The organism is Croceibacterium sp. TMG7-5b_MA50, from assembly GCF_039830145.1.
GTDB lineage: Bacteria > Pseudomonadota > Alphaproteobacteria > Sphingomonadales > Sphingomonadaceae > Croceibacterium.
This window is the reverse complement of sequence record NZ_CP156083.1, coordinates 45,040-63,918: the sequence shown is the minus strand read 5'-3', so window position 1 is coordinate 63,918 and position 18,879 is coordinate 45,040. Positions and strand designations below refer to the sequence as shown.

Below are 18,879 nucleotides of genomic sequence, written 5' to 3'. Positions count from 1 at the left end.
CGATCATGACCCGACGCCCGAACCCGCCATGGCCGCCCCTGCCCATAACCGCGCCGCGCCGCGTACGCCCGATGCATCGCCCCAGCGCGCGGGCACGATGCTGCCGTCCCACAGATCGGAAAAGGCGTATCGATGCACGATCGCGGGAAGCGCGGGGTAGAGTTCGTCCACCTTGGACATGCCGCCCCCCAGCACGATCACCGCCGGATCCAGCAGGTTGACGATCAGCGCCAGCACCCGCCCCAGCCGGTTGATATAGGCGTCGAGCGCAATCATGGCAGCGGGATCGCCGTCGCGCGCACCGGCGACGATCTCCGGCGCGGACAGGGCGTAGCCGTTCGCCGCGTGGAAGGCACGGGCGAAGCCGGTGCCCGATACCCAGGTCTCGCAACAGCCGGTCAGGCCGCACCAGCAGGCGGGCGCATCCAGTTCCGCGCCGGTCTGCCAGGGCAGTGGCAGGTGGCCGATCTCCCCGGCGATGCCGTGCGCCCCCAAGACGCCCGCGCCGCCGACCACCAGCCCACCGCCGAGACCCGTCCCTATGATAACCGCGAAGACAGACGCCGCGTCCGCCGCCGCACCATCGGCCGCTTCCGAAACGGCGAGGCAATTGGCATCGTTCGCCAGCCGGACCGGCCGGCCCAGCGCCCGTTCCAGATCGGCGGCGAAGGCCCGGCCGTTTAGGTACACGGAGTTCGCGTTGCGCATCAGCCCAGTTTGCGGCGAAGGAGACCCCGGCGCACCGATGCCGATCGTGCAGCGCGCACCCACCGCCTGCTCCGCCGCCATCACCAGCTGGCCGATAACGGCTAGCGCCGCGTCGTAGCTGCCCGGATTGAGATCGCGCCGACGCCACAGCACGCCGCCAGCGGCATCGAGCACATTAGCCTCGATCTTCGTACCGCCGAAGTCGATGCCCAGCGCCAACGGCCCGGCATGAGATAAAGGCTGGTGCACGTCTCTCCTCCCCAGCGCGTCTTTTGCAACGCTGGCGGCACCGTAGCTCAACACCAACTAAAGTAAATGTCTTGTTTTATTATGTTCTACCAACTTGCATCAGGTTGGCATCGGACGGCAGCAGATAATCCAGGAACGGCAGCATGGCAGCGCCGATCGCGGGCGCATCCTCCGCCATGGTAGCGGGCAGGATCGCCGCACGCGCGGGCAGCGGCACATCGGCCAGGGCGCTTTCCAGCGCCGCCGCCAGTCGCTGCATCAGCGGCATGGGCAGCCGCCCGCCCAGCAAGATGGCGTCGGGGTCAAGCAGGCATTGCACCGCCACCAGCGGCGCCATCAGGGAACGTGCCGCGTCGGCGATCCAGCGATCGACCACCTGCGCCACCGCCGGTTCGCCATCGACCATCTGCGCCCGCGGCAGCGCGGGGAAGCCCGCCTCCGCCAAGCGTTGCGCCAGCGCGGACATGGACACCGTATCCTGCACCAGAGCGCCGGGCTGCCCGCCGGTGGCATCGGGCATCAGGCCCAGCTCCCCGCTGCGGGCATGGGCCCCGCGGTGGTACGTGCGGTCGACGACCGGACCGCCACCCAGACCGGCAGCGATCAGCAGGTAGAAGAAGGTCGGCATCTCGAACGCGGTGCCGCTCTGCGCCTCGCCCAGCGCGGCTGCCGCCGCATCATTGTCGATGTGGATGTTCCAGGGCAGTTCCTCCGCCAGCAAGGCGGGCAGGTCGATATCGCTCCACGCGGCATAACCCGCCGGCTGGCCCGGCAGGGCGATGCGGCCCAGATCGTCGGGGATGGCGACGCCGACGCCCAACACCGTGTCGGGGTTGAACGCTCCAGCCGCTCGCAGCTCTGCCATGTGTTCGTGAACGAACGCCTTCACGTCGGCCGGCATGGGGAAGGCGATGTCGCGGGTGCGCCGCTCGCGCACCTCGCCCGCCAGGTCCAGCAGGACCAGTGTCAGGTGATCGCGGTCGATGTTGAGGCCGATGCCCAGCGCGCCGTCCGGATCGACCTGCAGGCGCAGCGGCGGCTGGCCGCGCCCGCCCTGCAACCGGCCGATCGACCGCACCAGCCCGGCATCGATCAGGCGATTGGTGATGTTGGCGATGGTCGGCGGGGTCAGGCCGGTCTCCGCCGCCAGCGCGACGCGCGTGGTCTCCCCCTTCAGCCGGATCGCCTGCAGCACGGTGCGCTGGTTGTAATCGCCCGCCCGCACCAGATTCGTGCCCGACAGGCCGCGTGCCAGTCGCGCGCTGCCTGCGGGCATGTCGCGCAGTTCCTCTGCCGGGGGCCGGTCGGGCGTGGGGCCGGTGGTGCGTGCGTCCATGCCCGTGGCTCAGTTGCTTGCGAGGGCTGGGTGCGGGAACGGAAGCTTGCTGTGGCAGGCCATGGCAATTGCGACTCCTTGTGGTGCCCCGGTCGGCATCGCCCTATGCGACGGCGAGCGGCACGGGAGCAAGTCGGACGCGGCCCGACCGCTACGGCAGCGGGTCGCCATACATGATCCCGCGCCCGTCCGTCCCGACATAGACGCGGCCGAACCGGCGCGGATCGCCGCTGATGACGCGCAGGCGCAGGCCCCATTGATGCGCGTCGTCGTTGATCCGCCGCCACGTCCCGCCACCATCCAGCGATCGGTAGATGCCGTCCTGCCCGCCCTGCTCCGCAATGGCATAGAGCGCGGGCCACGCGCTGCCCGGCGCCGCCTGCCCCAGGCCGTACCGGCGGATGCGGATATCGCGGCTGGCCTGCGTCCAACCGGCGCCGTGATCGGTGGAACGGTAGAGGTCGCTCCCCACCAGCAGCCACAGTGCGCCTGCGCTGCCCGGCACCGCCACCAGCGGATTGGCCGCTTCCCGCCCCGTCGCCTGTGCGGGGGTGAGGTCCGCCGGCAGGCCGCGGCTGCCGATGGGGTGGAAGGAGGCGCCGGCATCCTCGCTGCGCAGGATGTCGCCCGCGGCGAAGTCGAGGGCGTAGAAATGACGGGCCGATTGCTTGTCCGCCGTGACCCGCGTGCCGGCAGGCAGGCCGGCGATCGCGGACCAGCTCCGCCCCCGGTCGCGCGTGACCAGCGGTGCCAGCGTCTCCACCACGAAGGCGCTGCCATCGGCGGAGACGGTGATCGCGGCGCTGCCCGTTTCTTGCGGCAGCGGCGGCGCACCGGCGGCCCGTTCCTCCGCCGGCAGGCGCAGGGGCGACCAGCTCGCCCCGCCATCGCCCGACCAGGCGAGCGAGGTGTCGGGCACGGTCGGCGCATGGGTGTTGCCGCTGCGGACCATCACCTGCGGGGCCGCGCCCGCATAATCGAGCGAATTGGTGTTGGTCAGGAACGGGTGGAGATGCACGCGCGGCGGCGACACGCGCAGATCGTCGTGCCGGAACCCGCCCAGATCGCCGAAGCCGGACACCAGCGGCGCGCCGCCGGTGGGGCTGACCAGCGTGATGATCGCGGTCTGCTCGATGCCCCGCGTCCATGGAGCCCAGCGCATCGTGCCGGGATCGCCGAACGCATCGGTGGCGTAGGTGGTCGCGCCGGTGACATAGGCGGCCCGGTCCGGATCGAACGGGTCGATCGCCAGCCCCGCGATCCAGTGGCCGAAATCGGGCTCCGGATCGTCGAACGCCAGGAACGGGGTGGCGGCGACATCGCGCGTGCTGCGCCGCCACAGCTCGCTCCAACTGCGGCCCCCGTCGGCGCTGCGCCATAGTGTGTCGCCCGGACGGTAGCGGTTGACCGTGCCGACCGCGATCACCTGCGGGTCAGTGGCGCTGACCGCCAGCCCCATATACCCGCCCGGCACCACTGCCGCGCCCTTCAGCGGAGTCACATCGGTCCAGCTCCCGCTCGCCAGGTCCAGCCGCCAGACGGCGCCGCGGCGGATGCCGTTGGGACCGATCGCGTCGCAATAGGTGACGGTCAGCACCCCGTCGCCGCCGATCACGCCTTTCACCGGGAACAGATCGCCGGGCGGGCCGCCCGCGACCGCCTGCCATGTGGCGCCGCCATCGTCGGATCGGAACAGGTGCTGCGTGCCGGGATCGGCGCTGGCGACGACGATCCGGCCCGGTCGGGCACGGTCGAACAGGACGAAGGACAGGCCGCCATGCGTGGTGCGCGGCCGATCCGGCAGGCCGAGGCCGACCAGCGGGAAGCCCGCCACCTTGCCCCAATGTTCGCCGGCATCGTCGCTGCGCCACAACCCGTCGTGCCGCGACCCGTACAGCAGGGTGGCAGTGTTGTGCGGATCGACCGCCAGCCGTTCGCCCATGCCGCGCCCATCCTCGTTCCCGCCCATGGCGAAGGGCACGCGCGTACGCCGCCAGGTGGCGCCACGGTCGGCGGAGCGGAAGATCGCCGCCGCCCCGCGCGCCGACATGCCCGCCGCCAGATAGACCACATCGGCATCGACCGGATCGGGGGCGATGCTCTCGATGCCCATGAAGCTCGACACCGCCTCGCCGTCCTGCAGCGGCAGCCAGCGTGCCTCCGTCGCATCCCAGCGATAGGCGCCGCCCATGTCGGTGCGCAGATAGGCGAGGCCACGCTCGACCGGGCTGAACACGATCCCCGGCGCGAAGCCGCCGCCGCCCACCACCACGTTACGCCATTCGTAAGCGGTTTCGCCCGCCTGGGCGATGGCCGGCACCGGCGACAGCAAGGCCAGCGCCGCAACGATGGGCCATCGACGCCGATACCTCACGCCCGCACCACGTCCTCTACATCGGCCAGGGCACGATAGGTCAGCCCGCGGAAGGTCGCCCGCCCCTGCCCCGCAGCGTAGAAGCCGGGCCGCAGACTCAGGAAGCCGTCCGCGACATTGTGGTTGTAGCCGCCCACCTCGTACGACCGCTCCTTGGTCCAGCGGCGCCCGTCGGGGCTGTGGAGGAAGGTGACGACGTTCTCCTCCATCACCAGCCGCAAGAACAGGCGCGGCGCATCGATCGGCGCGCCGGGCGGCCAGCGCTCCTCCTGCCCGATGCGCCAGGCATGCAGGCGTTCGGTGCCGAGGCCGAGGCCGCAAAACAGCTTCTCGTTGTAGAACAGCAGCAGGCCCGCCTGCGTGTCGCCCTCGATCGCCACCTCCACCTCGATCTCGTAAGACCGGTCGCCCGCGACGAACAGCAGCGGGGAGGCGTCGGCAGGCCCGGTCCCCTGCGTCGACAGGGTCAGCGCGCCATCGGCGATACGCGCGCGGTCCAGATAGCCCGACCGGGGCGCCCAGAAGGTCAGCCGCGTCCCGATCGCATCGGGGGCGAAGCCAGACAGGGCCTGCCCATGGTCCCCACCACCGGCACCCGGCATGGATAGTGGCCGACCCAGGTCGCCGCCGGTGGCGCCCGGCCAGCCATCCGCCGTCCACTCCATCGGCTCCAGCAGCATCTGCCGGCCCAGTGTGCGCAGACCGTTCTCGTATCCGTGGTAGACCAGCCACCAGCGGCCGTCCGGCCCCTCCAGCGCCGTGGCATGGCCGCGCGACCACCACGGCTCCTCCCGGCTGGCGGTGCGCACGATCGGGTTGTGCAGACAGTTCTCCCACGGCCCGTCGATGGAATGAGAGCGGGCGACCACCACCATGTGGCTGGTCGGCGGCCCGGCCGTGCCGCCCTGGCCGGAGAACATGTAGAACCAGCCGCCGTGCCGGGTGATCTTGGGTCCTTCCAGCGCGAAGCCTTCGATGATCCAGTCTTCCGGGATCGGCCAGCCATCATAGACATGGCTCACCGCGCCGGCCGCGGACAGGCCGTCATCGCTCAGCCGCACGCGGTTGCCGCCGTTGAAGAACAGGTACCGCCCGCCATCCTCCCCGATGGCGTGACCGGGATCGATCATGCCATCGAGATGCAGGTCGATGGGATCGCTCCACGGGCCGGCCATGCTGGGCGCATGGACGACATAGGTCTTGAGCGGCCGGGCCGGGTCGGCATCGTCCAGCGCGGGGATGTAGATGTAATAGGTGTCGCCGACCTTCGCGATGTCGAGCGCCCAGATGGAGCCGATCGGCATCGTCACCGCGGCGGCCAGAGGGGTCCAGTTCACCAGATCGCGCGAATGCCAGATCGGCGCGCCGGGATAATACAGGAAGGAGGAGAAGGCCGCGTAGTAATCCTCCCCATCCTTCAGCACGTTGGGATCGGGCCGGTCGCCGGCGAGCACCGGATTGCGGTACGTCCCGTTGCCGAGGTCGGCGCGGCGCTGCCCCTCGACCCCCGGACGCCACAAGGGCGCGCCCCCCGCCTCCGCCGCTGCTCCCGCCGCATCGGCGGGCGCCTGCGGCAGCAGGGCGCCACCTGCCAGCGTGCCGCCGCCAGCCAGCGCCAGACGGATCGTGTCGCGGCGGTTGTAACTCATGCCCCAGGCGCCAGCGTGGCGAGGACGACATCGTTGCTGCGCATGTCGATCCGCAGATTGTAGCGCCCGTCCGTGCCGATCTCGACCGCGCGGCTGATCTCCGGCCGGTCCTGCGTCAGCGCCTGCAACTCCGCCAGTTGCGCTGCGTCCAGTTCGGCGGGGGAGCCCATCTCCAGATAGCGGGTGTGCGCATCGTTCTGCCGGAACCCGGTGCGCCTGACCGTCAGCGTGTAGCGGCCCGGCGCCAGCCCGGAAAACTGCAGCTCCGCCGGTTCGATCGGCCGGGCCGGCAGCACGGTGGTGAAGAAAGGGCGGTTGCTCAACTCCTGCGGCGGCTGGCGCCAGGCCCACAGCAGCACGTCCGTCTCGCCATCCGCCGTGGCGGCCAATGCCTCGTTATCGGTCAGCGGGATCGCGTCACCCTCGACCTCGTGCAGGTAGCGGTAGGCAAACCAGGCGGCCTTGCGGATGCCTTCGCGGTTCATCAGGCCAAAGCCGCCGTGGAACGGCGTGGACGGCGGGCCGGGTTCCTCGAACAGGTCGGTATGCGTCCAGTAGCTCATCCCCTGCGCCAGCCCCTGCGTGCCGCGCAGCCGGGATAGGATGTAGGGCGCGCTGATATAGCTGTCATGGACCGGATCGCGCGGATTGTAGCTGGCGCTCCATTCGGTAAAGAACAGCGGCAGCCCGCGATATGCGGTCGCGTCGATCTCGCCGCGCACCTTGCGCACATCGGCGATCACCGCGTCCGGGTTGGTGGACAGTCGATTGTCGTCCTGCCCCTTCTCGTCCAGGAAGCCGCCATCGACGCCGTAGGTATGCGTGGTCACGAAATCGATCGGCAGATCGTTCGCCGCCACGAAGGCGAGCAGTTCGGGCACCCAGTCCGCCCCCGCGGTGGATGGCCCGCCGACGCGCAATTGCGGGTCGATCGCCTTGATCGTGCGCGCGCTGGCGGCATAGAGGTCGAAATAGGCCTGCTGGTCGGCGCCTTCCCAGAAACCGGCCAGATTGGGCTCGTTCCACACCTCGAAATACCAGCGGCGCACCTCGTTCGCGCCATAGCGTTCGCGTGCGTGGCGGACGAAGGCGTCGACCAGATCGGCCCAACCGTCCATCCGGGGGTGGGAGGTGTTGCCCTTCCAGTAGAAGATCGTCTGTTCCGACGTCTTCAGCGCGCCCGGCGTGAAGCCCAGTTCCACGAAGGGTCGGATGTTGCGCGCCAGCAGCGCATCGATCAGCCGGTCCAGCTCCGCCCAGTCATAGGTGATGCGGCCATCCTGCTGCTTCACCGTGCCGAGGTCGTCGTGGAAGATGTCGTGGAACCGGACATAGCGGAAACCCAGTTCGTCCACCGCGATGGCGAGCTGTGCCAGGTTCTCCGGCCGGCGCAGCGTGCCCGAGTAATCGGATCCGACCGACAGGTCGAAGGACCGGTCCATCGGCCCCGCCGCGCGGGACAGGTCGACCTCGATCCGCCGGGCCGGGGCGGCATCCTGCGCGCTTGCCGGCGTGAGTGTCACGATGGCCAGCGCGGCGGCCGCGATCCGCCGCAATGCGAGCGAGGTGAACATGCCGGTTCTCTCCTGTCAGGCGGCAATTGTGCGCGCCGCGCCAGCGGCGGCGCAGTTGCGTGCGATGAAAGCCCCGTGATCGGGCATGGCGGCGGCGGTCCGGCCGATCACGTCGCGCAGATGCGCCAGGAAGCGGGCCAGTTCGGCCGCCGGCAGCAGGTCGGCCTGCAGATCGTATGATTGCGGCGGTCCCGCCTGGCCCAGCAGCACGGCGACCCAGCTTGGCGGCGTGAACAGGTGCCCGGCGGGCGGCATGACCCGCCCGCGCCCGCGCCACAGCTCAATCGCGTGGGCCAGCGTGTCGGGCGGCGTGGTGGCGCGGCAATGGCGCCAGAACGGCGTATCCTGCCGCCCGGCGGCGATATAATGCAGCAGCACGAAATCGCGCGCCTGCTCGTATTCCTCCCGCAGCAGCCTGTTGTATTGCGCCCGCCCCGCCGGGTCGTGCCCGCTATCGGGCAGCAGGCTCATCAGGCGGGTGATGCCGGACTGGATCAGGTGGATGCCGGTGGATTCCAGCGGCTCCAGGAACCCGCCGGCGAGGCCGACGGCGACGCAATTGCGTTCCCACAACCGCTCGCGCACGCCGGCGGTGAAACGGATCGGCCGCGGCTCCGCCGTGGCGGGACTGTCGAGACCCGCCAGCAGCGCGTCCGCCGCGGCGCCGTCGTCGGTGAACGCGCTGGCATAGACATGACCGTTGCCGACGCGGTGCTGCAGCGGAATGCGCCAGCGCCAGCCGGCCCCGGTGGTGGTGGACCGGGTAAAGGGATGCGCCGCACCCGCGACGGCGCTGGGCACGGCCAGTGCCCGGTCGCACGGCAGCCAGTGCTGCCAGCTGACGAACGGTACGCCCAGCGCACCGCCCAGCAGCAGCGACCGGAAGCCGCTGCAATCCACGAAGAAATCGCCCGCGACCTGCCGCTCGTCGTCCAGCACCACCGCATCGATGCAGCCGGTGTCGGGCGCCAGCGCGACTTCCCGGATGCGGCCCTCCACCCGCCGCACACCGCCGCCTTCCGCATATTGGCGCAGGAACGCGGCATAGAGCCCCGCATCCAGGTGGAAGGCGTAGCGCAAGGATGCCAGCACCGCGTTCGCCTCCCCCGCCGGCCGGGTGAAGCGCCCTTCGCGCGCGGCGACCGCGCTGAGGCAGTAATCCTCGATCCCGCCCGCCGCCGCCGGCCCGTCCTGCGCCAGCTTGCGCAGCCATAGCTGATGGAACGGCAGCCCCGCCGCATCGCGGCCGTACGTGCCGAATGGGTGGAAGTAGCGGGTGCCCGCCGCGCCCCAGCCGGCGAACTCGATCCCCAGCTTGAAGGTGGCGCCGGTCGCCCGGATGAAGGCGTCCTCCTGAATGCCGAGCAGGCGGTGCAGGTCGCTGAGGGAGGGCAGCGTCGCCTCCCCCACGCCGACAGTGCCGATCGCATCCGATTCCACCAGCGTGACCGACGTGCCGCCCGGCACCAGCCGCGCCAGCACCGCCGCCGTCATCCACCCCGCCGTGCCGCCGCCGACGATGACGATCCGGCCCAGCGGTCGCGGCTGCGTCATGCGGCCATGCCCACCTGGCCGAACGGGCGGCGGCGCGCCTGGGCGATCAGGTCGCGGTTGGTGGGCAGGTTGGCGATGGCGTAGGCGGCCTGCCGTTCCACCTGCGCGAAGGCGGCGCGCGCCTCCGCGGCGTAGCGGAACACGCCCGCGCGTGGGCGGAGATCGGTCTGCCCGCCCATGCCGTAGAACACATATTGCCAGCTCGCTTCGGTGAAGATGTCGACATTGGCATCGATGTCGATCTCCGTCGGCGGGCGGAACCGCCAGCGCTCGATCAGCTCCCGCAAACTGTCCGGCACGGATGCCGCTTCGGCATTGTCGCGCCAGAACGCCGTGTCGCGCCGCTCGGTCAGGCAATAATGCAGCTTGATGAAGTCGCGCGCCCGTTCGTACCGGCGCAGCATGTTGGCGTTGAACTGCCGGGCGGAGGTTTCGTGATCGCCGCCCCACGGGAACAGGTTGGCGACCATCCCGGCGGCGACTTCGGAAAACACGATGCCGGTCGCCTCCAGCGGTTCGAAGAAGCCGCTCGACAGCCCGATGGCGACGCAGTTGCGATGCCAGTTGATCTCGCGGTAGCCGGCATCGAAGCGGATCGCGCGCGGTTCCAGCCGGTCGGCGGCGGGGCCGACATAGGCGCGCAGCGCCGCCTCCGCCGCCGCATCGTCCGAATGTGCGGAGGAATAGACGTGGCCGATACCCCGCCGCGTCTCCAGCCCGATGTCCCACACCCAGCCGGCATCCTGCGCCGTCGCCAGGGTATATGACGCGATGGGCGCATCGGCGCTGGCATAGGGGACCTGCAGCGCCAGCGCCCGGTCGCAGAACAGCACGTCGCGGCACGAGCGGTACGGCACGCCCAGCGCCTTGCCGATCAGCTCCGCGCGAAAGCCGGTGCAATCGATATAAAGGTCCGCCGTCAGCGTGCCGTGGCGTTCGGTCACGATGCCGGCGATCGCGCCGTCATCGCCCAGGCGGACCTCCGTCACCCGGTCCGACAGGTGGGTGACGCCGTTCGCCACCGCCTTGTCCCGCAGCAGGTCGGCCAGGGCAGCGGCATCGAAGTGGTAGGCGTAGTTGAGCGGCGCGGTGTAGTCCGGATGGCTGGGCAGCTTGGGCGCCCGCCCGGCATCGGCGGCCTTCTTCTGCGGGCTGCACACCTCGTCCCAATTGGCCGTGCCGCCATGGCCCAGCAGCCAGTATGGCAGCAGGTCCAGCCCGCCCGCGCTCTCCGCATTCTGGAACGGATGCGTGTAATGGTCGGGTCCGGGATCGCCCGGCGCGTGGCGCCAGTGGGTGAATTTCGCCCCCTGTTTGAAGCTGGCGCCGCAGCGGCTGACCAGCTCCGCCTCGCCGATGCCGATGGTGGCCAGCGTCCGGCGGATGGTGGGAAAGGTCCCCTCCCCCACCCCGATGGTCCCGATCTCCGCCGATTCCACCAGGTGCAGCTCCACGCCGCCCGGCAGGTCGGCGCCTAGCCGCCGGGCCAGGTACCCGGCGGTGAGCCACCCGGCGGTACCGCCGCCGACGATCAGGACCTTCTTGCGCATCGCCGCCTCCAAGGACCACCGCCAACCGGCGGCGATCCTTCCTAACACATCAGAACGACACGTTGACGCCCAGGTTGAGCCGCCGGTCCGCCTGGAACCAGCTGCGTCCGCGCAAGCCGCCCGGGTAACCGCCCATCAATGTGCGCTGCGTCGCGGCGGTCAGGTTGGTGCCCTGGATGCCGACGGACACGTTCTCGTTCACCCGCAGCCGGATGCCCGCGTCCAGCGACCCGTATTTGTCGCCGTAGACCGGCAGCGCGATCTGCGTGTTCGTCGCCGTGCCGTTCAACAGGTTGGTCACCACGCCCGGCGCGCTGTAATACGGGAAGCTCGGATTGGTGCCGTTGCTGTTGGTCGATTGCAGGTATTTCGACCGCCAGGAATAGGCGACGCGGAAGGAAATCGGGTCGCGTTCGTACAGCAGCGTGGCGTTGAAATTATGCCGCGACAGGCCCACCAGCGGCGCGTCCGACCGGATCTGGCCATTGATGTCGCGGTACACGTCACCCGGATTCTTGCTGTCGATGAAGGTGTAGTTGCCTTCGAACCCGAACCCGCTGACGAAGCCGGACAGCCAGTCGAGGAAGAAACGCCCGCCGACCTCGAAGCCCTTCACCTCGGCCGCTTCTTCCGCGTTGCTGTAGTCGGTCGCTGCCGCTGTCGCCGTTTCGCTGGTGCCGTCGGCATAGACGACCGTCACCTCCCGCTCCGTCAGGGAGAAGATCGGCATGTTGGTCAGCCGCTTGTAGAATGGCGCGAAGTGGAACGAGGTGCCGGCGGTGAGATAATACTCCGCCGAAAAGTCGATATTGTTCGACAGCGCCGGCTTCAGCAGCGGGTTGCCCGTCTCGGCAGTGAAATTGGTGAAGATGCCGGGCTGCCCCTGCACCGGATTGCTGGTGGTCGCCACGCCCACCCCGCCAGAAGCCCGCAGCGCGTTGAACGTCGGCAGGTCCAGCGTGATGTTGTAGCTGGCGCGCAGCTTGATGTCCGGCGTCGGCGAATAGGCCAGGTTGATCGAGGGTAGCACCCGCGTGAATTCAGCCTTCCCGCCACGCGGCACGGCCGAGTTCGTCAGGGTGAAGGTGCGGCCATCACGGATGAAGGTGACGCCGCTCTGGCGGACGAAGCCGCTGCCCTCGTTCTCGATATGCACGACACGCACGCCGACATTGCCCGAAATGCCCTCTTCGTCGAATTCCGGGCCAAACCGCGCCAGCGCATAGGCGGCGTAGTTCATCGTCTGGTTGTCCACGCGGTCGTCCGGCAGGACGAAACCGACCGGGCGGATGCCGCCGGCCCCGCCATAACCGGTGCGCGGCAGCGGGCCGGATGCCGAACAGTTGAACTCCGTCCCCGGCGGGCAGAAGCCGGCCGGCGGCGGCTGGGTCAGCTCGGTCCGGTCCAGCCGGGCGGCCAGCTCCTCCGTCGCGAAATACAGATTGCCCGGCAGGGCCGTCTCGCCGCGGAAGAAGTCCTTGAAGATGTAGAGGTCGACATCGCCCGGCGCCGCATTGGCGAAGGTCAGCTGCGGATCGCCGTTCCAGCCGCGGCCCAGCGCCGCCCAGTTGTAGCCATTGGCAAAGTCGCGCTCGGTCCGTTCCGCCACGCGCCCGCCGACCTTGATGGAGCGGAAAAAGCTGTCGTCGAATTCGTACTCCAGGTCCAGCTGCGCGGTGTCGAGCCGGCCCTTGTTGTCCTCGTTATGCGGCATGGACGCCGACCAGAGGTAATTGGCCGGGTTGGCGAAGCTGTCGCGCACACCCGGCGACACGGTGATCAGCGGCAGGTCGCCGGTCAGGTCCATGCCGAAGCCGAGGCCGAAGCCGACCTCGCGGAAGATGTCGAGCCGGTCGTAGATCTGGCGCGAATCCACCCGCTGCAGCGCGCCGCTGATCTTCAGCGGACCATCCTCCGGATCCCAGATGAAGGACAGGGAGTAATCCTGCGTCTTCGTCTCGCTGTCCACGTATCCCTTGTTGCCGCTGCTGTTCACCTGGGAAGTGCTGGGCAGGAACGTCGCAGTGTCGCGGTTGAACAGCGAGTCGGTCCTCAGCAGCAGACCGTCGTCATCGAACGTGCTGTTTGCCGGATCGACGGCCAGCGCCTGCGAACTGACCTGCGCACCGTAATCGCTGGACCGGCTGTTGTACTTGGTCTGGAAATAGGTCGCGCTGAAGGTCAGGTCGTCGTTCGGCTGCCACTGGACCGCGCCGTATAGGCCATTGCGGCGATAGCGGAACGCCTCCTCGCCATAGGTGAAGCCGGCCGGAACGTAATAGTCGCGCGCGCCGATCCTGGTCCGGAGATACGGTTCCACGCGGATGAACTGCGACAGCGAACTGAACTGGCTGTACGCGATGTCGGCCAGCACGCCGATGCGGCCGATGCCGGTGTCGAACGAATCCGTCAGCAGGACCGACGCCATCGGGTCGAACTTCTCCGCCAGGTCGCCCGCGCTGACCTCCGCCGTACCGGCGAGGTGGAACTCACCATCGTCGAAGTCGAACGGCATCTTGGTGCGCAGGTCGATCTGCCCGCCGGTGCCGCCTTCGATCAGGTCGGCGGTGGACGCCTTGTAAACGTCGACCGCGGCCATCAGCTCGGGCGTAACGTCGCTCCACAGGATGGCGCGGCCGCCATTGGCGCTGAAGATCTCCCGCCCGTTCAGCCGCGATGCCACGCCGGTCAGGCCGCGCACCTGCACGCCGGATCCTTGCGCGGAATAATGGTCGGGGTCGCCCAAGGCGGCGAAGCGCACGATCGACACGCCGGACACGCGCTGCAGCACTTCGGTGATCGAATTATCCGGCAGGCGGCCGGCATCGTCGGCCACGATGGAATCGAGGATCGTCTCGCTGCGGCGCTTGCGGTCCTCCGCCGCCTCCAGCGCGGCGCGGCGGCCGGTGACGACGATCGTGTCTCCATTATCAGGCGTCTCGCCGACATCGGCGCCGGGCGCCGCTTCCTGCGTAGTATCGATCGAACCCGGCACCTCCTGCTGGGCGGAGGCCGGGAATGTCATCGCGATCGCCGCCAGCGCGATCGTGGATGCGCCCGCGCGCAGCCCCGCAACACCGCGGCCATGCCCCTGTGCAAGCTTCATGAACAGCCTCCCCTGAACCGCGAGTCTAATTGTCTGACTCATTAAACGGTAGCGTTCTCATTACGTGAGTCGCAACCGACGTCAACTGGCAGAGGCCTCTCGACGGTATCGTTTGCAGAAAATATTTTGGTTTAAGGCGAAAGCCGTTCCGATTGTCCGGGTTGTTGCCCGCCCGCGCGGTACGGCTACCGTCGGTTTTCCGGCACGACCCTGCCGTGCCGGACTTCCCGCGCCATCGTCAGCGGCGCACCGTCACCGCCGTTCCGTCATAGGTCAGGCTGTGCTCTCCATTCTCACTGAAGTCGGGGGCGACCGCCCGGTCCGGCTGGTGGAAGCGGACGGAGATCGCCCGCTGCCCCGCCATCCCCGGCCAGGAGCCCTGGCGCGCGCCGATCGTCAGCGTGCCGGCCGCATCGTTCCAGCTGATCGGCACGGCGGACCGCTGCCCCTGCTGATAACCATGGGTGGTGCCGTCATCCTCCTGCCAAGTGAAGGCGCCGTCGGCACCGGTGAAGACGTGCAGCACGATCGGCCCGTCGGGCTGCTCCGCGCTGTGCTGCATGGCGGGACCGGTGGGCACGATGGCACCCGCGCGGACATAGACCGGGATCTCCTCCCGCGCGGCCGGCGCGGTGATCGCCTGCCCGCCGCGATGGAACGCGCCGCTGCGCCAATCGTACCAGTCCGCCCCGGCGGGCAGGCGCACCTGCCGCGACGTGGCGCCCCGCTCCGTCACCGGGGCCACCAGGAAGGCGGGGCCGAACATGTACTGGTCATCGACGCCCCACACCTCCCGGTCGGCGGCGAAATCCATCGGCAGGCCGCGCATGATGGTGCCGTCCTGCCAGTATGTGTCCGCCGCGACCGAGTAGATGTAGGGCAGCAGCCGGTAGCGCTGCTCGATCAGGCCGACCATCGCCCGGTACATCGCCGGATCGTCCTTCCCCAGTTCGTACACCTCGCGGTACGGGGTCTCGCCATGGCTGCGGAACAGCGGGGTCCAGGCGCCGAACTGGAACCAGCGCAGGTTCAGCTCCCGCCATTCGGGCAGATGCTCGGGCTCCGCGCGGGTGTAGCGGTCCTCCACCGCGAAACCGCCGATATCATGCGTCCAGTTGGGGATGCCCGACAGGGAGATGTTGACGCCCGCGCTGATCTGGTCGCGCAGATCGTCCCACCGTGCGGCGACGTCGCCCGACCACAGCGCCGAACTGGTCCGCTGGATCCCGCCGAAGCCGGACCGCGTCAGGATGAACGGCCGCCGGTCCGGTTGCGCGTCCCGCAGGCCGTCGGCCATCCCTTCCGCATGGATCAGGGGGTAGGAGTTGAACACGAACGCGCCCGGCCCGCGCGCGGTCGGGCCCATCTGGTACTTGCGCTCCTCCACCGACAGGTTGGAATGCCAGTCCGGCTCCACCGCATCCATCCACCACGCGTCGAAGCCCTTGTCGACCAGCGCCTCCTTGATCTGGCGGAAATACATGTCGCGCGCCGGCTTGGTGTACGGGTTGTAGTACGTGTTGGCGTAGCCCGGACCCACCCAGTCCTTCTGCCCCGCCTCCAGCGGGCGGCGGTACAGGAAGCCGGCTGCGTCCAGCTCCTGCCCGTTTTTCGTGGTCGGGTAGAACTTGGGCCAGACGGAGATCATGATCCGCCCGTCGAGCTGGTGGACCTCCTCCACCATTTTCACCGGATCGGGGAAGCGGGTGGCGTCGAATTCGTGGCTGCCCCAGGTCGGATCGGTCCAGTACCGCCAGTCGAGCACGATGTTGTCGAGCGGGATGCGCCGCCGGCGATATTCGCGCACCACGTCCAGCAACTGGTCCTGCGTGTCGTAGCGCTGGCGGCTCTGCCAGAAGCCGTAGGCCCATTTGGGCATCAGCGCCGCCTTGCCGGTCAGGTCGCGATAGCCGGCGATCACGCCGTCCATGTCCTGCCCGGTCACGACATAATAGTCGATCGCCTCCGCCGCCTCGCTCGACAGCCACAGCGAATGGCGATCCTCGTCGGCCAGCGGGTCGCTGCCGAACAGCGCGATGTAGCCCTGGTTGGGCTCCCATTCGATGCGCAGCTCCACCGGCTTGCCGGCACTCAGCGGCAGGTCGAAATTGTGGTACCAGGGGTTCCAGTTCTGCCGCCAGCGGTTCAGCACCTCCTTGCCGTCGGCGAACACGCGGACATAGCTGCTGGAATAGAGCCGCAGCTTGTGCACGCCGTCCGCCTCCGGCTGCAGCGTGCCGGTCCACACCACGCGCTGCGATTGCGTGGCGACCCCTTGCGTGTTCTGCCCGCTTTCGCCCGAGGCCACGGTGGTCGCCTTCGCCGCCTCCGGCCAGCGGGCTTGGTCGCGCAGATACTGGTAGTTGATGACGGGCTCGACCTGCCGCACGGCCAGCGTGTCACCCAGGTAGTATTCCGCCTGCCAGCCCGGCTGGCCGTTGCTCGTCACCTTCAGCGCGTCCGTGGCATCCGCGCCGATCAGCTGCGGCGGGCGCGGATCGCCGAACCGGGTGATCGATTCATTGTCCCACAGCAGGCCGTACCCCTTGGTGGACACAACGAAGGGCACCGCGATGTCCATGTTGTGCTGGGCGAGCTCCACGTCCTCCCCATTGTAGTTCATCTGCCGGTTCTGGTGCTGGCCCAGGCCGTAGAAGCCTTCGTCGGTGCCGCGGTTGAACTGCTGGCTGATCTGCTGGAAGGTGCGCCCCTGGATCGTCACTGGCTGGAACGGCGTGCGCGGGGATTCGCTCAGCAGCTCCGCCCCGGCGGCGTCCAGCACGCGCACATGCCCGTCGGCCAGCCGCACCTCCGCCGTGCCGGTCGCGGTGCTGAGGGTTACGGCATCGCCGGTCTGGGCGAAGGTGAAGTCCTCCACCGGGTCGGCGATCACCATCAGGCTGTCGGGCACGCGGGTGTCGCCCGCCGGCATGGCGGTGACGCGGAACTGCCCGTCGCCATAGACCAGCACCCGCACCGCCTTCGCCGGGCCGGCATCGGGCGTCACCAAAACGCCATGCGGCAGGCGCGCGACCTCGCTGGCGAGGGCCGGACCGGCGAGGCACAGCGCCACGGCGGTCATGGTCAGGGTACGCAGCATAGGAAGTGCCCTCATTTGTAGGTGCCCATCGTGACCCGCAGCAGGACGGGCTGTTTGGTGAAGTTCAATCCGTAATCGGTCTGGTCGCCGTTCCACACGCGGCGGGTGGCGAAGCTGCCGTCGGGGCGCAGCGTGCCCTCCTCCACCGACAGCATCGTGCCGGTCTCCCCCGCCGCCGGGCTGGTCAGGCTGATGGCGACGCGGGCGTCCGCGCCGGCGACCAAGAATGTGTCAGGCCCGGTCTGCACCGCGACCGCGCCGCCCACCGGCTGCCCTTCGGTCGGCGTGGGATCGGACTTCAGCCACGGGGAATCGCGCGATCCGAACTGCCATTCGTCATAACTGACGCTGATCGTCCAGCGACCCATCGCGCGGCTCTCCCCCGCGCCGTCCGCCAGCTTGGCCGTGCCCCAGCCGGGATTGCCCGCCGCCACCCGTGCCCAGGCGCCCGCCATCGGCGCGAACAGCCGGTACGGCGCGGCGAACGCCTCCACCGTCGCCTCGTCCAGCACCCGCGCGCCCAGCGGGTAATTGGAATAGCCGGTGTCATCCATGCCGAACGGGGCGAAGCCGATCGCGCCATGCCCCAGCGCCGGCCACAGATACCGGGCGAAGGCGGCGCTGTTGCCGATCTCCGGCACGTGCAGCGGGTTGTCGGGCCGGGCATACAGCCGCAGCACCTCCAGCACCTGTCTGGGATCGGTCAGGTAGATGTCGGGCGCAACGAAATCGATGTGCGGCGCGGCCGCCTTCCACACGTCGATCACCGGGCTGTCCGGCCCGCCGCTGGCCCCGCCGCCCTGCCCCGGCGGACTGAACGGGTCGCTCAGCGCCGCGTTGCAGAACATTGGCAGGTCCAGCACCGCCTGCCCGGCGGCGGCGATCTCGTCGATGTAGCGGGCGGTGTGCCAGGCGTTGAAGGCGCTGTCCGCCAGCGGGCCGAAGGCGCGGGCCCAGGTGCCGCTGCGCCCGGTGCGCGCCGCCAGCTCCGCCGGGATGGCCCCGGCGAACAGGCGGTTCGCCTCCGCCGACAGGTCGCGCTTCTGGCCGTAGGCGCCCGTCTCGTTCTCCGGCTGCACCATGATGACGGTATGGTCGGGGTCGTTGTCGCGCAGCCAGGTCATCATCGCCACGAAGGCGCGCTTGTCCGCCTCCAGCGTGGCGCGGCCATGCGGCGACAGCACGTAGTGCGCGGTCCCTTCCGCCGTCCGCATCCGGGGGAAGCGCGCAGTGTCGGTCTTGACCCATGCGGGGGCATATCCCGGCCCCGTGTTCTTCCAGGTGGCGAACCACAGCAGCACCAGCTTCAGGTCCCGCGCCCGCGCCCCTTCGACCAGTGCCTTGAGGTAGGAGAAATCGAATTGCCCCTCGACAGGCTCGATCTGCTCCCAGGCGACCGGGATCTCGAGCGTATTGGCGTGGAGCCGCGCCATCATCGGCCAGACCTGCGGCAGCACGTCGGGGTAATTGCTGGAATTGTTCGCCTGCGCGCCCAGCATCAGGAATGGCTGCCCATCGACGTGCAGCAGATGCCGCTCCCCCACCCGCTCCAGCCGGGGCAGGGGTGTGGTCTGTGCCACGGCCGTGCCGGTCAGCGCGACGGTCGCGAGGACCGCCAGCGCGCCACGCAGCCTGTTGGCCGATATCAGATTCGGCGCCTCAAACATCCAGGATCCGCC

At 69.2% G+C, this 18,879-nt stretch carries 10 protein-coding genes; all 10 read right to left on the bottom strand.

Going from position 1 to position 18,879, the window contains the following annotated elements:
• Positions 1-3 precede the first annotated feature (3 nt).
• Positions 4-957, bottom strand: coding sequence for an ROK family protein (locus V5740_RS14085; RefSeq protein WP_347304649.1), 954 nt, complete (start codon positions 955-957; stop codon positions 4-6).
• 79 nt (positions 958-1,036) lie between these two features.
• Complete coding sequence (locus tag V5740_RS14080) at positions 1,037-2,293, bottom strand: ROK family transcriptional regulator (protein ID WP_347304648.1); 1,257 nt, start codon at positions 2,291-2,293, stop codon at positions 1,037-1,039.
• A gap of 151 nt (positions 2,294-2,444) precedes the next feature.
• The gene (locus V5740_RS14075) at positions 2,445-4,613 is read right to left on the bottom strand and encodes a hypothetical protein (RefSeq protein WP_347304647.1); all 2,169 of its coding nucleotides are present in this window, start codon (positions 4,611-4,613) and stop codon (positions 2,445-2,447) included.
• Positions 4,614-4,663: 50 nt separating this feature from the next.
• Entirely contained in the window at positions 4,664-6,316 is a 1,653-nt protein-coding gene (locus V5740_RS14070) for a family 43 glycosylhydrolase (protein WP_347304646.1), read from the bottom strand.
• Positions 6,313-7,890 (bottom strand): beta-xylosidase, encoded by a 1,578-nt coding sequence (locus V5740_RS14065; protein ID WP_347304645.1) that lies wholly within the window; start codon positions 7,888-7,890, stop codon positions 6,313-6,315. The genes V5740_RS14070 and V5740_RS14065 overlap by 4 nt, the downstream gene beginning before the upstream one ends.
• 15 nt (positions 7,891-7,905) lie before the next feature.
• Positions 7,906-9,444 carry a tryptophan halogenase family protein gene (locus V5740_RS14060; RefSeq protein ID WP_347304644.1) on the bottom strand — a complete coding sequence of 513 codons (1,539 nt, stop codon included), beginning with the start codon at positions 9,442-9,444 and terminating at the stop codon, positions 7,906-7,908.
• The gene (locus V5740_RS14055) at positions 9,441-10,994 is read right to left on the bottom strand and encodes a tryptophan halogenase family protein (protein WP_347304643.1); all 1,554 of its coding nucleotides are present in this window, start codon (positions 10,992-10,994) and stop codon (positions 9,441-9,443) included. Before V5740_RS14055 ends, V5740_RS14060 begins: the two co-directional genes overlap by 4 nt.
• 49 nt (positions 10,995-11,043) lie before the next feature.
• Positions 11,044-14,100 (bottom strand): TonB-dependent receptor, encoded by a 3,057-nt coding sequence (locus V5740_RS14050; RefSeq protein ID WP_347304642.1) that lies wholly within the window; start codon positions 14,098-14,100, stop codon positions 11,044-11,046.
• 238 nt (positions 14,101-14,338) lie between these two features.
• A complete protein-coding gene (locus tag V5740_RS14045; RefSeq protein ID WP_347304641.1) occupies positions 14,339-17,200 on the bottom strand; it encodes a TIM-barrel domain-containing protein in 2,862 nt (953 codons plus the stop codon).
• 11 nt (positions 17,201-17,211) lie between these two features.
• Positions 17,212-18,867 (bottom strand): DUF5597 domain-containing protein, encoded by a 1,656-nt coding sequence (locus V5740_RS14040; protein WP_347304640.1) that lies wholly within the window; start codon positions 18,865-18,867, stop codon positions 17,212-17,214.
• Positions 18,868-18,879: the final 12 nt, after the last annotated feature.

Excerpts from the sequence above, each read along its gene's own strand:
- V5740_RS14080 (WP_347304648.1), bottom strand. The coding sequence starts at position 2,293 with ATGGACGCACGCACCACCGGCCCCACGCCCGACCGGCCCCCGGCAGAG.
- V5740_RS14070 (WP_347304646.1), bottom strand. The coding sequence starts at position 6,316 with ATGAGTTACAACCGCCGCGACACGATCCGTCTGGCGCTGGCTGGCGGC.
- V5740_RS14065 (WP_347304645.1), bottom strand. The coding sequence starts at position 7,890 with ATGTTCACCTCGCTCGCATTGCGGCGGATCGCGGCCGCCGCGCTGGCC.
- V5740_RS14060 (WP_347304644.1), bottom strand. The coding sequence starts at position 9,444 with ATGACGCAGCCGCGACCGCTGGGCCGGATCGTCATCGTCGGCGGCGGC.
- V5740_RS14055 (WP_347304643.1), bottom strand. The coding sequence starts at position 10,994 with ATGCGCAAGAAGGTCCTGATCGTCGGCGGCGGTACCGCCGGGTGGCTC.
- V5740_RS14050 (WP_347304642.1), bottom strand. The coding sequence starts at position 14,100 with ATGAAGCTTGCACAGGGGCATGGCCGCGGTGTTGCGGGGCTGCGCGCG.
- V5740_RS14045 (WP_347304641.1), bottom strand. The coding sequence starts at position 17,200 with ATGCTGCGTACCCTGACCATGACCGCCGTGGCGCTGTGCCTCGCCGGT.
- V5740_RS14040 (WP_347304640.1), bottom strand. The coding sequence starts at position 18,867 with ATGTTTGAGGCGCCGAATCTGATATCGGCCAACAGGCTGCGTGGCGCG.